The organism is Methyloceanibacter superfactus (assembly GCF_001723305.1).
Classification (GTDB): Bacteria; Pseudomonadota; Alphaproteobacteria; order Rhizobiales; family Methyloligellaceae; genus Methyloceanibacter; species Methyloceanibacter superfactus.
In genome coordinates, this window is record NZ_LPWF01000034.1 from 14,568 (window position 1) to 28,969 (window position 14,402).

14 protein-coding genes are annotated in these 14,402 nt (G+C 64.1%); 7 read left to right on the top strand and 7 right to left on the bottom strand.

Going from position 1 to position 14,402, the window contains the following annotated elements; translation table 11 throughout:
• Window position 1: 1 nt before the first annotated feature.
• The 5 genes from trpC to AUC69_RS13645 all read left to right on the top strand — a co-directional run bounded on the left by trpC (window position 2) and on the right by AUC69_RS13645 (window position 3,758).
• Entirely contained in the window at window positions 2–820 is an 819-nt protein-coding gene (trpC, locus tag AUC69_RS13625; RefSeq protein WP_069442642.1) for an indole-3-glycerol phosphate synthase TrpC, read from the top strand.
• On the top strand, window positions 817–1,296 hold the full coding sequence (gene moaC, locus AUC69_RS13630; RefSeq protein WP_069442643.1) for a cyclic pyranopterin monophosphate synthase MoaC: 480 nt from the start codon (window positions 817–819) through the stop codon (window positions 1,294–1,296). The genes trpC and moaC overlap by 4 nt, the downstream gene beginning before the upstream one ends.
• A gap of 4 nt (window positions 1,297–1,300) precedes the next feature.
• On the top strand, window positions 1,301–2,497 hold the full coding sequence (locus AUC69_RS13635; protein ID WP_069442644.1) for a molybdopterin molybdotransferase MoeA: 1,197 nt from the start codon (window positions 1,301–1,303) through the stop codon (window positions 2,495–2,497).
• Window positions 2,498–2,681: 184 nt separating this feature from the next.
• Entirely contained in the window at window positions 2,682–3,383 is a 702-nt protein-coding gene (lexA, locus tag AUC69_RS13640; RefSeq protein ID WP_069442645.1) for a transcriptional repressor LexA, read from the top strand.
• A gap of 174 nt (window positions 3,384–3,557) precedes the next feature.
• On the top strand, window positions 3,558–3,758 hold the full coding sequence (locus tag AUC69_RS13645) for a hypothetical protein (RefSeq protein WP_069442646.1): 201 nt from the start codon (window positions 3,558–3,560) through the stop codon (window positions 3,756–3,758).
• Here AUC69_RS13645 and AUC69_RS13650 read toward each other — a convergent pair.
• Together AUC69_RS13650 and AUC69_RS13655 are read right to left on the bottom strand one after the other, a co-directional pair.
• Window positions 3,755–5,344, bottom strand: coding sequence for a ComEC/Rec2 family competence protein (locus AUC69_RS13650; RefSeq protein ID WP_069442647.1), 1,590 nt, complete (start codon window positions 5,342–5,344; stop codon window positions 3,755–3,757). The two genes, AUC69_RS13645 and AUC69_RS13650, sit on opposite strands and share 4 nt — an antisense overlap.
• On the bottom strand, window positions 5,337–5,579 hold the full coding sequence (locus AUC69_RS13655; RefSeq protein ID WP_069442648.1) for a hypothetical protein: 243 nt from the start codon (window positions 5,577–5,579) through the stop codon (window positions 5,337–5,339). Before AUC69_RS13655 ends, AUC69_RS13650 begins: the two co-directional genes overlap by 8 nt.
• A 95-nt stretch (window positions 5,580–5,674) precedes the next feature.
• Here AUC69_RS13655 and gltX point away from each other — a divergent pair, with 95 nt between their 5' ends.
• The gene (gltX, locus tag AUC69_RS13660) at window positions 5,675–7,108 is read left to right on the top strand and encodes a glutamate--tRNA ligase (protein WP_069442649.1); all 1,434 of its coding nucleotides are present in this window, start codon (window positions 5,675–5,677) and stop codon (window positions 7,106–7,108) included.
• Between the two features lie 154 nt (window positions 7,109–7,262).
• Window positions 7,263–8,579 carry a citrate synthase gene (gene gltA, locus AUC69_RS13665; protein WP_069442650.1) on the top strand — a complete coding sequence of 439 codons (1,317 nt, stop codon included), beginning with the start codon at window positions 7,263–7,265 and terminating at the stop codon, window positions 8,577–8,579.
• 37 nt (window positions 8,580–8,616) lie between these two features.
• On the opposite strand, the gene AUC69_RS13670 is transcribed toward gltA, so the two are convergent.
• The 5 genes from AUC69_RS13670 to bamA are packed head-to-tail and all read right to left on the bottom strand — an operon-like array spanning window position 8,617 to window position 14,288.
• Window positions 8,617–9,483, bottom strand: a complete 867-nt coding sequence (locus AUC69_RS13670; RefSeq protein ID WP_069442708.1) for an LpxI family protein — start codon at window positions 9,481–9,483, stop codon at window positions 8,617–8,619.
• Between the two features lie 16 nt (window positions 9,484–9,499).
• The gene (gene lpxA, locus AUC69_RS13675; protein WP_069442651.1) at window positions 9,500–10,303 is read right to left on the bottom strand and encodes an acyl-ACP--UDP-N-acetylglucosamine O-acyltransferase; all 804 of its coding nucleotides are present in this window, start codon (window positions 10,301–10,303) and stop codon (window positions 9,500–9,502) included.
• A gap of 11 nt (window positions 10,304–10,314) precedes the next feature.
• Window positions 10,315–10,782, bottom strand: a complete 468-nt coding sequence (fabZ, locus tag AUC69_RS13680; protein WP_069442652.1) for a 3-hydroxyacyl-ACP dehydratase FabZ — start codon at window positions 10,780–10,782, stop codon at window positions 10,315–10,317.
• Between the two features lie 55 nt (window positions 10,783–10,837).
• Window positions 10,838–11,902 (bottom strand): UDP-3-O-(3-hydroxymyristoyl)glucosamine N-acyltransferase, encoded by a 1,065-nt coding sequence (gene lpxD / locus AUC69_RS13685; protein ID WP_244500269.1) that lies wholly within the window; start codon window positions 11,900–11,902, stop codon window positions 10,838–10,840.
• A gap of 31 nt (window positions 11,903–11,933) precedes the next feature.
• Window positions 11,934–14,288 carry an outer membrane protein assembly factor BamA gene (gene bamA, locus AUC69_RS13690; protein WP_342018603.1) on the bottom strand — a complete coding sequence of 785 codons (2,355 nt, stop codon included), beginning with the start codon at window positions 14,286–14,288 and terminating at the stop codon, window positions 11,934–11,936.
• Between the last annotated feature and the right edge of the window lie 114 nt (window positions 14,289–14,402).

The window sequence follows — 14,402 nt, forward strand, 5'->3', positions numbered from 1 at the left end:
CATGGCGCAAGTGCTCGACAACATCCTTGCTTATAAGCGCGACGAGGTGGCGGCCGCCAAGGCGGCGGTCCCCGAGGCGGAAATTCGCGCCCGTGCGGAGGATGCCCCGCCGGTCAGGCCCTTCTACAAGGCGTTGCGGTCCCGCATTGCCGATGGCGTCCTGGCGCTCATCGCCGAGGTCAAGAAGGCAAGTCCGTCCAAAGGCCTGATCCGGGCCGACTTCGACCCGGCGGCGCTTGCCCGCGCCTATGAGGAAGGCGGCGCGGCGTGCCTCTCGGTGCTCACGGACACACCCTCGTTTCAGGGGCGGCCGGAACATCTGATGGCGGCGCGGGACGTCTGCAGTCTGCCTGTCTTGCGCAAGGACTTCATGATCGATGCCTACCAGGTGTTCGAGGCGCGGGCGCTCGGTGCCGACTGCATTCTCATCATCATGGCGGCGGTCGATGACGCCACGGCGCGCGACCTGGAATACGCCGCGCGGGCCTGCGGCATCGACGTGCTGGCCGAGGTGCATGACGAGGCCGAGCTCGATCGGGCGCTCCACCTGGGCACCAAGCTCATCGGCATCAACAACCGTGACCTAAAGACATTCGATACGACGCTCGCGACCACCGAGCGCTTGGCGCCGCGTGTGCCCGCCGATCGCATGGTGGTGGCCGAGAGCGGCATCTTCACCCATGCGGACCTGATCCGGCTCGCTGGCTCCGGCGTGAACAACTTCCTCGTCGGCGAGAGCCTGATGCGGCAGGCCGACGTGGCGGCGGCGACACGCGCGCTGCTGTTCGGTGACAGCACATCGTCGGAGGCGGCGCAATGAGCACGCGCCTGTCCCACCTCAACGACAAGGGTGAGGCGCGTATGGTCGACGTCTCGGCCAAATCCGTAACCTCGCGCACGGCCGTCGCCGAAGGCTTCGTCGCAATGGCGCCGGAAACCCTCGACCTCATTCTCGACGGCAAGGCTCCGAAAGGCGACGTGTTGGCGACCGCCCGCATCGCCGGCATCATGGCGGCCAAGCGGACCCATGAGCTGATCCCGCTTTGCCATCCCCTGCCCTTGACGCAAGTCGTGCTCGACTTCACGCCGTCGCGCGATCCGTCCGGGATCACGGTCGAAGCCACCGCGAAGGTCGAGGGCAAGACCGGCGTGGAAATGGAGGCGCTGACGGCGGTGTCCGTCGCTTGTCTCACCATCTATGACATGTGCAAGGCGGTCGACCGCGCCATGATCTTCTCCGGCATCCGCCTCATCGAGAAGACCGGCGGCCGCTCCGGCCATTTCCGCGCACCGTAAACCGATGGCGCTTCTTTCCGTCGATGAGGCCCTCGCCCGCGTGCTGACCGGACTTGCTCCGCTCGAGGCCGAGCAGGTCTCCATTGCGGATGCCTATGAGCGCGTGCTGGCCGAGGACGTTGCCGCGACGCTGACCCAGCCGCCCTTCGATGCCTCGGCCATGGACGGCTACGCGGTCCGCGCCGCCGATGTGGCCGTGCTCCCCGCGACGCTGGACCTGATCGGCGAAGCCGCGGCCGGCGCCAGATTTTCCGGTACGCTGGGACAGGGGCAGGCGGTGCGCATCTTTACCGGCGCACCGGTGCCGGACGGCGCCGACACCATCGCCATCCAGGAGAATGCCGAAGAGCGTGACGGCCGGGTCGTGGTGAAAGAGGCGGCGTCGGGCCGCCACATCCGCCCGCGCGGGCAGGATTTCGAAGACGGTCAAGTGCTGCTCACGCGCGCACGAAGCTCGGGCCTCGGGCGCTGCTGGGCCTCCGCCAACCATGCCGAGCTGCCGGTGACCCGGAAGCCCACCGTGGCCATTCTCGCCACCGGCGATGAGGTCGTGCCGCCGGGCTCCGAGCTCGGCCCCGATCAGATCGTCTCCTCGGTGGGATATGGGCTCGCGGGGCTCGGTGCAGGCGCATGGGGGCGAGGCCGTCAATCTGGCATTGCCAAGGACGACCGGCGAGCATCGTCACGCTGGCCCACACGGGCGCCGGCGCCGGACATCCTGGTGACCATCGGCGGCGCCTCGGTCGGCGAGCGCGATCTCGTGGCGAACGCGCTGCGCGACGAAGGGCTCAAGCTCGATTTCGCCAAGGTGGCCATGCGGCCGGGGAAGCCGGTGTTGTTCGGCCGGCTCGGCGCCCAGCGCCTTCTCGGCTTGCCGGGCAACCCGGTCTCGGCGCTGATCTGTGCCCAAGTGTTCCTGGTGCCGATGCTGCACAGGATGCTTGGACTTGCCGAGGCCGGCCAGCCTGAGCCCGAGGCGGTGCTGGGAGCGGCGCTTCCCGCCAATGGCGACCGCCAGAACTATCTGCGGGCCATGTCGGTCTGGAGCGATGACGGGACGCGGGTGGTGCGGCCCCTGCCCTCGCAGGATTCGTCCCTGGTGGCGGCCTTCACCCGCGCCGACTGTCTCATCCTGCGCACGCCGAACGCGCCGGCCCTGCCCCAAGGCGCCGCGGTGAAAATCATTCCGTTCTCGGACTAGTTAACACAGCGGAAACCCGAATCGCGCGAGCAAACAGCCTGCGGAGTTTGGCGGCTACCGGATTTTGTGGCCATTGAGCTTGCGGAACACAAATAGAACATCTATACTGTTCATGTTTTGTACAGGCGGCGCGGATAGCGTTCGGGGCTGGTGAAGGCCCGACACGGCGCTCAGAGGGGACCAGATGCTCACATCGAAGCAAAAAGAGCTTCTCATGTTCATCCATGAGCGGTTGAAAGAGTCCGGCGTACCGCCCTCTTTCGATGAGATGAAGGAGGCGTTGGACCTCAAGTCGAAATCCGGCATTCATCGGCTGATCACGGCGCTCGAGGAGCGCGGCTTCGTCCGCCGCCTGCCCCACCGGGCCCGCGCCATGGAAATTATCAGACTTCCCGAATCGATGCCCCAGGCCCTTGCCGGCCGGTCACGCGGTTTTTCGCCGAGCGTGATCGAGGGCAGCTTGGGACGCGTCCCCCAGACGGCCGAGGGCGAGAGCGCGCCGCAAAGCGTTGCCGTGCCCGTCATGGGCCGTATCGCCGCCGGCGTTCCCATCGAGGCCATCCAGACACGGCTTGCGACCATCGAGGTGCCACCGGATCTCCTGTCCAAGGGTGAGCACTACGCGCTCGAGGTCAAAGGCGACTCGATGATCGACGCCGGTATCCTCGAAGGCGACACCATCATCGTCAGGAAATGCGAGGATGCCTCCAACGGCGACATCGTCGTGGCCTTGGTGGACGAAGAGGAAGCCACGCTGAAGCGTCTGCGGCGCCGGGGCGATTCGATTGCGCTCGAGGCTGCCAACCCGGCCTACGAGACGCGAATCTTCGGTCCCGACCGTGTGCGCGTCCAAGGCCGGTTGATCGGCCTCTTGCGGCGCTACTAGTCTCTCGTCGTCTTACTCATCGGGATTGCCGCAGATCGGGCGTGGTGCCTGCGCCGGGCGTCCAGGGTCTGTGTCCGCGGCGTTGCGCGACCGTCTCGGTGCGGATCGAGAGTCCTTCGATATAGAGCGCGTGCGCACCTTATGCTTTCAACATGCGGCGGTCGACGATGACGCGTGCGCGCGTACCTCTTGCTGGACGTTAAAGGGGGCGATGACGACATCGGCGGTGCGGCAATCCTCCTCCAGCGCGCCGGGATGGCGCACAAGCGCCACCGTCTTTCCCTTGACCCTGCCGATGCAACCGAGGGGATCGCACTGGAAGGCCGTGGCGCCGGCGGCTGCCTCGTCGACGTCCCGGTCGTCGCCATCGGCTAAAAGCCAATTCTCCGCGCTGTAGCCTGCCGCGGTCGCCGGCGGGAAGACCAGTCGCCGCTGCCCGAGCGGAGGGCGGCAACGGCTCCGTCGCGCTCGATGAGAACATCGGGGCGCTTGCCGGCCGGCGCGATGGCGATGCCCAGCGCAACGACAATGAGGCCCGCCGCACGCATGCGCGTGCGCCAAAGGCAGAGCCACAACCCGCCGAGTACCATGAGCGCCAGCGCCGTGCCCGACATGCGCGGCAGGATGGAAACGGCGCTCGGCCATGAGGCCACCTCCCTAGCGGCCCCGATCATGAGCTCGATGCCGAATCCCATGGCGTAAAGCGGCCAGACCTCGAGACCGAAAGGCATGGCGATGAGTGCAAGCAGCGCCATGGGCATGATCAGGAGGCTGACCAACGGCGCGGCAATCATGTTGGCGACCAGGCCAAAATGCGTCATGCGGTGAAAGTGGTAGACGGCGAACGGTGCGACGGCGGTGCCGGCGACAAACGTGGTGACGGCCGCACCGAACACCAAGGCCCCGCTCCAGCGAACGCCCCGCCATATGGGGTTCACATCGAACAACCGGTTGCCTGTGCGCTGAGACAGCCACTCGTAAAGCGCCACGAGTCCGATCACGGCGGCGAAGGACATCTCGAAGCTGGGATCGAAGAGCGATTCTGGCGCCACGATAAGGATGGCCAGCGCCGATAGCGCCACGTTGCGCATGGTGATGGCCGGGCGGTCGAGGATCACAGCGATGAGAAAGATGCTCATCATGATCCACGCGCGTACGGTGGGTACGGCGGCACCCGATAGAGCGAGGTAGAAAGCCGCGGCCAGGAGGGCCGTAGCGGCCGCCCATTTCTTGATGGGGAAGCGCAGAGCGAGACCGGGTATGAGGGCGAGCAGGGCGCGCGCGAGCCAGAACACCGTGCCGGCCATGATCACCATATGCAGCCCGGAGATCGCCAGCACATGGGCAAGGCCGGAGTCGCGCATGGCGGTGGTCACGGCTTGCGGAATGCCGCCACGGTCGCCGGTGATGAGCGCCACGGCGATGCCGCCGGTTTCGCCTGGAAGGCTCGCGGTGATGCGGTTTCCGACGTCAGCGCGCAAAGAATCGATCGCGGCCCAGATCGCCAGATCCCAAGGCGGTGCGCGGGCGTCGCTGATGCGTTCGATCTTGCTGGTGGCATAGCCCGCGGCGCCCAGCCGGGCGAACCAAGCCTTGCGTCCGAAATCGAAGCCGCCGGGCTCGACCGGCTCCGGCGGCGGGTTCAAGGTCACTCGCAGTGAGACGGCTTCGCCGGTATGGGGTCCAACCTTCGCGGTCGTGCTGACGCGAATTCGAAAAGGCATCGCGGCGGCATCCAAATCGCCGAGCGAGATCACGCGCAACGTGAGCCTGGCTCGCCGGCCGGCGCGGCGCTCGAACTCCTCCACGAAGCCGGTAACCGGGACGAAGCGCAATTCCTCGGCGAGGATCGGCGCGGCGACCATATGGGTACGGAGCTTCGCCGTGGTGAAGCCGAGGGCGAAGGCAAGGCATGCCGCACCCAGGGCGAAACCGAGTGGGGCATGCCGCAGGCTAGCCACACGCCGCTGCGCCTAAGACGAGCGTCGCCGCAATGCGCGGGCCGGGTTCGTTGTAAAGGGCGAAATAGGTGAGGATGCCGGTGGCGAAGAGGACGGGGAGCCACAGAAACCAGCGGTCGGACTCGGTCTCCAAGGCGCGCGCGGCGCAGGACAAAGCCGAGGCGACGAAGCCTTTTCGATCGCGCCTGAAGGGGCCGTCAATGCCGCCCCACGTGTCTTCGTCCCGGTCCGGCATGGGACCGCCCCTGCCCTTACCCCGCACCTGATCCTTATGCTACACCACCGCCAGCCATTATCCCTAGCCCACCCCAGAGTCCTCAAAATCCACCGATGAGCGAGACTGTGATCACCCGCTTTGCGCCGTCGCCGACCGGTTACCTGCATATCGGCGGGGCCCGGACGGCGCTGTTCAACTGGCTCTACGCCAAAGCCAAGGGCGGCAAGATGCTGCTCCGCATCGAGGATACCGATCAAGCGCGCTCGACCGAGGGCGCGATCCTCGCGATTCTCGACGGCTTGCGTTGGCTCGGGATCGATTGGGACGGTGAGCCGGTCTATCAGCTGTCTCGTGCCGAGCGGCACCGGGAGATCGCCGAGCAATTGCTTGCCGCCGGCCACGCCTACCGGTGCTACGCGACGCCGGAAGAATTGCAGGCCATGCGCGAACGTGCACGAGCGGAAGGCCGCGCACCCGGGTATGACGGCACCTGGCGCGACCGCGACCACAGCGACGCGCCGGCGGGCATGACGCCGGCGATCCGCTTCAAGGCGCCGCGCGAGGGCGAGACCGTTATCGAGGATCGTGTGCAGGGTCGCGTGGTCTTCGCCAACAAGGATCTCGACGACCTCATTCTTCTGCGGAGCGACGGCTCGCCGACCTACATGCTCTCGGTGGTGGTCGACGATCATGACATGGGCATCACCCATGTCATCCGCGGTGACGACCACCTCACCAACGCGGCGCGCCAGACGCAGATCTTCAAGGCTCTCGGCTGGGAGACGCCGATCTATGCCCATGTGCCGCTGATCCACGGGCCCGACGGCGCCAAGCTGTCGAAGCGGCATGGGGCGCTCGGCGCCGAGGCTTACCGCGCGATGGGCTATTTGCCCGCGGCTTTACGCAACTATCTCGTCCGGCTCGGCTGGAGTCACGGCGATGCCGAGATCATGTCGACCGAGGAGATGATCTCCTGGTTCGATCTCGATGCCATCGGCCGTTCCGCCGCGCGTTTCGACTTCGCCAAGCTCGAGAACCTGAACGGACATTACCTGCGGGCCACGCCCGATGCCGAGCTCATCGAGCATCTCAAGGCGCTGATCCCCGACCTCCCCGAGGGCGGGTCGCTCGCCGCGCAAATCGGCGCTGACGGCTGGCAGAAACTCGAGCGCGCCATGCCGGGTTTAAAGGAACGGGCCAAGACCCTGATCGAGCTTCTCGACAGCGCCGCGTTCCTGTTCGCCACGCGGCCGCTCACCCTGGACGACGGGGCCCTGAAGCAGCTCGACGCCCAGGGCCGTGAAACGCTAGCGGCGCTCCTTCCCGCGCTCCAGGGGGTCGAGTCGTGGACGCCCCAGGCGCTGGAGGCTTGTGTACGGGGTTTCGCCGAGGCGACAGGCCGGAAGCTCGGCAAGGTGGCCCAGCCGCTGCGCGCTGCGTTGACCGGCCGCGCGACCTCGCCAGGCATCTTCGACGTGCTTGAGGTTCTGGGTCGCGATGAAGCTTTGGGCCGGATCGGCGACCAGGTTGGGCTAGGACATGCTTAACATTTGAGCATGCTTCAATGTTGCGCTGCGGTAGATTCAACGCGATTATGCGGCAATGCAATAAACGTGTGTTACAGATCAGGAGCGCTGCCCGAAGTGATAGGTCTTGGCGCGTTTCGATCAGATTCCCCCTAGGGGGGCAGGAGGCTTGGACATGAGCGTCGCAGAGGAATATCGGGCCAACGAGACCGATGAGGCGTCCCTCACCGTAAGGGGCGCGCGGCACGATTTGCCGATCCGGCGTGGCACGATCGGTCCGGATGTCATCGACATCAACACGCTGTATCAGGACAGCGGCTGCTTCACCTATGACCCGGGCTTCACCTCGACGGCGAGCTGCGAGTCAAAGATCACCTATATCGACGGCGATAAGGGCATTCTCCTCTATCGCGGCTATCCCATCGATCAGTTGGCCGAGAACTGCACGTTCCTCGAGACGGCGTATCTGCTGCTCTACGGGGAACTGCCGAAGGCCGAGCAGTACGAGGGCCTCAAGGAGCGCATCACCAAGCACACGATGGTGCACGAACAGATGAACCGGTTCTACACCGGCTTCCGCCGTGACGCGCATCCCATGGCCGTCATGGTCGGTGTCGTTGGCGCGCTATCGGCCTTCTATCACGACTCCATCGACATCAAGGATCCGCGGCAGCGCGAGATGGCAAGCATCCGCATGATCGCCAAGATGCCGACGATCGCAGCCATGGCTTACAAATATTCGGTCGGTCAGCCCTTCGTGTATCCTAAGAACGATCTCGATTACTCGGCGAACTTCCTCAGGATGTGTTTTGCCGTCCCGTGCGAGGAATATCAGGTCGATCCGGTGCTGGCGCGGGCGATGCGGCGCATTTTCATTCTCCACGCCGACCATGAGCAGAACGCCTCGACGTCGACCGTCCGGCTTGCGGGATCGTCGGGCGCCAATCCCTTTGCCTGTATCTCGGCGGGCATCGCCTGTCTGTGGGGCCCGGCGCATGGCGGCGCCAACGAGGCCGCGCTGACGATGCTGGAGGAAATCGGCTCGGTCGACCGCATCCCCGAATACATCAAGCGCGCCAAAGACAAGAACGATTCGTTCCGGCTCATGGGCTTTGGTCATCGCGTCTACAAGAACTACGATCCGCGGGCGAAGATCATGCAGAAGACCTGCCATGAGGTGCTCGACGCGGTTGGGCACCACGACGATCCGATCCTGAAGGTGGCGATGGAGCTGGAGCGCATCGCGCTCTCCGACGACTATTTCGTCCAGAAGAAGCTGTATCCGAATATCGACTTCTACTCGGGGATCACGCTCAAGGCTCTCGGCTTCCCGACCGACATGTTCACGGTGCTGTTCGCCATTGCCCGCACGGTGGGTTGGATCGCGCAGTGGATGGAAATGATCGAGGATCCTTCGCAGCGCATCGGCCGGCCGCGTCAGCTGTATACCGGCGCCCCCGAGCGTGCCTACGTGCCGGTTGAGGCCCGCTAGAGGCGGTTCTCTTCCGGGGGGCCGTCCGGCAATAGAGCTAATCGGCGGCGGGGTCCCAGCGCTCTCCGAATAAGAACAGCTTGCTCTCGTTCGCGGCCTTGATCGTGGCGTCGCGCTCGGCCATCAGCACGTGGCCTGCAGCCATGGCGATGCCGGAGAGGCCGGCCGCCGCCGCCAAACGTACCGTCTTCGGACCGATCGTCGGCATGTCGACGCGCTCTTCCTGTCCAGGCTTCGGCGCCTTGACCAGGACGCCTGCCGGGCGTGTGCCCCAGGTGCGGCCGACTTTGCGCAGCTCGGCGCAGCGCTCCAGCATACCATCGGTGCCTTCGGCCGCTTCCACCGCCAGCACCCGGCCCCGCGCGACGACGGCGCACTGCCCGACATCGAGACGTCCGAGGGCGCGCACGACCTTGAACGCGGCTTCGATGTCGCTCGCATCTTCAGCGGATGGCGCCTTAGTGGTGAGCTTGCCTTCCTGGGCCAAGAGCTCCGGCGCCACATCGCCTGCGCCATGCACATGATAGCCCTTCTCCTCGAAGAAGCGTACGACGCGCGACAACACATGGTCGTCGCCGCCTTTGGCCAAGCTCAGCAGGAACGGCAATGTCTTGATGGCGCCGATATCGAGCCGGACATTGCCGAAGTCGGGACGGTTCACGCCGCCGATAATCACGAGATCCTTGCAAGCATGGCTCTCGAGGGCTGCGAACAGCTTGCCGATTTCGCCCCATTTGATCCAGGTGTGGGAAAAGCCTTCGACTTCCTCGTGCGCCTCGCCCCGGATCGCCACGACGTGGACAGGCACACCATGGGCGATAGCAAGCTCGGCGAGAACGCGGGGTAGCGGTCCCTGCCCGGCGATGATGCCCAACGGGCCGGAAAGTTTGGTTAGTTCGGGCACGGTCGGGGCCGCATCGTCAGCGGCTCGGCGTTGCGGCATTGTTCGGTACGCAGAATGACCGGTCTGACTCGCTCTTGATGAAGTCGATGATCTGCTTGGCGAGCGGATTCTTTGAGAACATGGCTTCGGTGTCTTTGAGTCGCTCCTTCAGCGTGCCCTCGCTCGAGAACAGCATGCGATAGGCTTGGCGGACCTCGTGAATCTGCTCGCGTGGGAAACCCTTGCGCTTCATCCCGACAATGTTGAGGCCGTTCAGATTGGCGCGGTTGCCGAGCGCCATACCGAACGGAATGAGGTCAGCGGCGACGCCGGACATCCCGCCGACGAAGGAATAAGCCCCGATGCGCACGAATTGGTGGATGGCCGAGAGGCCGCCAATGATGGCGCCGTCGCCGATTGACACATGGCCGCCGAGCGTCGCGCCGTTGACGAGCGTCACGTTGTCGCCGAGTTGGCAATCATGGGCGATATGAGAGGCGATCATCAGCAGACAGTTGTCGCCACGCGCGTGCATCAAGCCGCCTTCGGTGCCGGGGTTGATGGTGACGTTCTCGCGAATGACGGTCCCGGCGCCAACGGTGAGCGTGCTCGGTTCGTCATGGAATTTTGCGTCCTGTGGTGCTTGGCCGATGGAGGCGAAGGAAAACACCTTGCAGCCGGGACCGAGCGTGGTGTGGCCGGCGATGACGGCATGCGAGTGCGCGACCACGCCGTCACCGAGCACCACATGGGGGCCGATGACACAAAAGGGGCCGATCTGAACATTCGTTCCAAGTTGCGCGCTTGGATCGACCACGGCGGTCGGATGGATATTAGTCATGCCGTGCCGGGCTAGTTCTCGATGATCACGGCGCTGACCTCCGCCTCGGCGACGAGGTTTTCTTCAACGCGTGCCTGGGCGCGGAATCGCCATACGCGTCCGCGGCTGCGCATCTTTTGAACGTGATAATGCACGGTGTCTCCCGGAACCACCGGCCGGCGAAACCGCGCCTTGTCGATCGCCATGAAATAGACGAGCGGCGGCTCCTTGAACTCATCGAGAAAGCGCATGCACAGGGCGCCCGCGGTTTGCGCCATGCCCTCGATGAGGAGGACGCCGGGCATCACGGGATTGCCGGGAAAATGCCCCTGGAAATACGGCTCGTTGGCGGTCACGTTCTTGATGCCCACGGCAGAGCGATCCCCATCCATCTCGACGATGCGGTCGACGAGGAGGAAGGGATAGCGATGCGGCAGAAGCTTCATGATATCGACGATCTCCGCCGTATCGAGCTTCGCATTTACCCCGCTCTCATTCATACGGACCGGCTCCTTCGATGCGGGTTCATGGCTGCTCGCCCTCCCCGCTTTGGCCCTAATCAAGTTTCACATCCTTACGCTCGGCCAACTGCCGCAGCACCGTCAACTCTCTGAACCACAACCGAATGGGCTTGGCCGGGGTCCCACCCCAACGTGCGCCCGGCGGCACATGGCCCCGCACATTACTGCTCCCGGCGATCTGGGCGCCAGCGCCGATCTTTACGTGGCCGACAACACCTACCTGGCCGCCAAGCGCAACGAAATCGCCAAGCTCCGAACTGCCTGAAATACCGGTTTGCGACACAATTATGCAATGCCTTCCGATTACGACGTTGTGCCCGATTTGCACGAGATTATCAATTTTCGTGCCTTCCCCGACGATGGTGTCCCGCAGCGCTCCGCGGTCGATGGTCGAGTTGGCGCCGATTTCGACATCGTCCTGAATAATGACCCGGCCAATTTGAGGCACTTTGAGGTGACCGGCCGAGCCCATGGCGAACCCGAACCCGTCCTGACCGATGGCCGTACCTCCGTGAATTGTGACGCGATTGCCCACCAGCGTGTGGGTGATCGTTGCATTTGGCCCTATATAGCAGTCACGCCCGACATGCACGCGATAGCCGATGACGGTCCCCGCCGCGATGGTCGTGCCGCGGCCGATCCGGGCTTCCGGGCCGATAACGGCGGCGGCTTCCACCGTGCGTCCGCTCGAGGATGGCGCTCGGATGGATATTGCCGGCACCCCCCGTTCCGTGGGCGGCCTTCGGTTTGAGGGCATCTGGATAAAACAGCGGGGCCTTGGCGAAGCCCCGATAAGGGTCGGGGTCACGAGGCGATCCGTGCCGTCCGGCACTTTGTCGGCGAATTTGGGGGCCACCAGGCAGGCGCTGGCCCGGGTGTTGGCAAGCAGCGGCAAGTATTTCGGGTTGTCCAGAAAGGATAGATGGCCCCGCCTTGCCGCGTCGAGAGGGCGAATATCCTCGACCTCGGCATCGGCAGCGCCAATCAACTCGGAGCCGGTGGCCTCGGCGAGGGCGCGCAATGAGAACGGGCCGGCGCGCTCAAAGAATCCCGGATGTTCCATCAAATCTCCAGCGGCCGGCTTCGCAGCATGAACCATGGCGCGAAGCCATAAACCGAACTGGCTTCTTTTAGAAGTTTGTTGAGGCGCCGAAGCGGAAAAGTTCGGTCTTGTCGAAGTCTGCCTTGAGCAGTGCATCGGCGATATCGGCCCTGAGCGGGCCAAGCGGGGACTGCCAAATAATGCTGAAGCCGGTGGATAGGCGGATGTCGGAGCTATCGAAAATGAAGCTCCCCTCACCCTTGGGCGGCGCCGGGTAGACGGCATCGATTGCCGACTGGCTCGGCTCCCAAAGCGAACCGGCGTCGACGAAGATGGCGCCCTGCATACCAAGGTTATCGGGGACCATGGGCAAGGGGAAACGGAGCTCCGCGGTCGTTGCCCAGAAATACTTGCCGCCGAGAGCGTCGCGCTGACAGGTGTTTCTCGACAAACGCTTGCCGGTTGTCGGATTTTCGCAGGCATCGCGTGGTCCATAACCGGCCCGCTCGAAGCCGCGGATCGTTTCGCCGCCCTTGAAGAAGAGATCGCTTAGGCGAAGGTCGTCGCCACCCCAACCTTCGATCGCGCCGCCCTGCACGCGGCCGACGAGCGTGATCTTGTTGGTGATGGGGTAATAACCGCGCGTGTCCACGACCGAGCGAATGTAGTTCACGTCGCCGCCAACGCCGGCAAAGTCCTGGGAGAAGGAGGCGAAGATGCCGCTGCTAGGCGACTGGGGCAGGTTGCGGGTATCGTAGGCGACCGTATAGCCGACGCTGGAGACGTTCACAGCGCCTTCGTCAGCAGCTTGCTTAACGGCCAGCGAGGCGTTGTTGGACACGTCGTAGATCTCTTGCTGATTGAACCTGTAGCGCAAACCCATTTGGGTGTTGTCCGCAATGGGGAAGCCCACGCGAAGATTGCCGCCGGCGTCTCTTTGGTTGAAGGACGCGGCATCCTGCAGGTTGACGTCCTTATAGAAGAGGTCGAAGCCGGCCGCCATGTTGCGGTCGAGGAAGTTCGGCTCGGTGAAACTGAAATCGACCTGAGCGCGGTCGAGGCTTCCCGAGAAGCCGAGGCGGACATACTGGCCCTTACCCATAAGGTTGCGCTCGGTGATGCTGACGTCGCCAATGACGCCTTCCTGCGTGGAGTAACCCACACCGAAGGACAGTTCGCCGGTTGGCTGCTCCACCACGTTGACCACGAGAATGACCCTATCGGGGGCGCTCCCGGGCTCGGTTTCAATATCCACCGACTTGAAGAAACCAAGCGCTCTCAATCGCTTGCGGGCCGCCTCAACGAGCAGGCGATTATACGCATCGCCCTCGGCGAGTCGGAATTGGCGCCGGATCACGCCGTCCTCGGTTCGGAAGTTGCCCACGATGTTGATACGCTCGATATAGACCCGTGGGCCCTCATCGATGACGTAGACGATATTCATGGTGTGGGTTGCCTGGTCGCGCTCGAAGCGCGGGCGAACTTGGCCAAAGGCGTAGCCCTGCTCGGAGACCAGCACGGTCAAGGCTTCGACCGTCTTCTCGACCTTCTCCGCATTATAGCGACGCCCTGGCTTTGTCAGGATCCCGCCGCGCAGGGCCTCGATGTTCAGCGAGGGCAGCGCGCTTTCGATGTCGACATAGCCGAAGCGGTAGCGCTCCCCTTCCTCGATGGTGAAGGTGATGAAGAAGCCGCGGCCGTCGCGGTCGAGGTCGGCGGTTGCCGAGACGATGCGGACATCGGCGTAGCCGTTCTTGAGGTAGAACTGGCGCAACAACTCGCGGTCGAGATTCAGCCGGTCTGGATCGTAGATGTTGGTGTTCTTGAGGAAGCTCAAGAAGTTCGTCCGCGTCGTGGTGATGACGAAGCGGAGCTGCGAATCGCTGAAGGCCTGATTGCCGATGAAATTGATGGCGCGGACTTTCGTGGTCGGGCCTTCATTGATCTCGAAGACGACGTCAATTCTGTTGTTGTCGAGATTGATAATCTTCGGGTCGACCTGGGCCGCGTAAAGGCCCTGGCGGCGGTAGAGGTTGAGGATGCGCTGGACGTCCGCCTGGACACGCGCTCGGGTGTAAACGGCGCGCGGCTTAAGTTGGACCTCGGAGGCAAGGGTGGCGTCCTCGATCTCCCGGTTCCCCTCGAAGGCGACCCGATTCACGATGGGATTTTCCACCACGATGACGATGATGGTGCCGCCCTGCCGCCTGATCCGCACGTCTTGGAACAGGCCTGTGGCGAACAGGGTTTTCAGGGACTGATCGATTTCGGCGGGATTGTACGTATCGCCGGATGAGAAGGTCAGATAGGAGCGGACCGTTTCCGGCTCCACCCGCCGATTACCCTCGACCACGATCGAACGGATGACGGCGCTTTGGGCAACTGCGGATAGGTCGCCAAAGCTCGCGCTGAGACCCAGCGAAAGCGGGACGCTACTAAGCACTAGGAGAGCTGCGAGCAGCCCTCTTTCCAACGTCCACCGCACCATTACTGGTGTCTTCCCCTCAAGCCGACCCCGTGGGCAAATCGCCCTAGGCCTCAACTGGCCACTCGTTTG